The following is a 250-nucleotide window of genomic DNA, read 5'->3' on the forward strand; positions in this document are numbered from 1 at the left end:
AACATCAGCGGCAACTCGACTGATGGCACGGGCGTGGTGGTGGATCCGAACGGTTCGATCAATACCTCGGGTGATGGCTCGACCAACATCTCGGGCGACTCGACCAACGGCACGGGCACGGACATCAACGGTTCGATCAACACGACGGACAACGGCACGATCCACATCAGCGGTAACTCGAGTGAGGGCACGTGCGGGTCCGTGTATCCGAAGGGTTCGATCAATACCTCGGGTAATGGCTCGACGAACA

1 pseudogene is annotated in these 250 nt (G+C 58.8%); it reads left to right on the forward strand.

Going from position 1 to position 250, the window contains the following annotated elements:
• A pseudogene (locus SB717_RS38250) lies at positions 1–250 on the forward strand (hypothetical protein); the annotation flags it as partial.

The sequence above is a fragment of the Priestia sp. SIMBA_032 genome (assembly GCF_046535215.1).
Classification (GTDB): Bacteria; Bacillota; Bacilli; order Bacillales; family Bacillaceae_H; genus Priestia; species Priestia aryabhattai.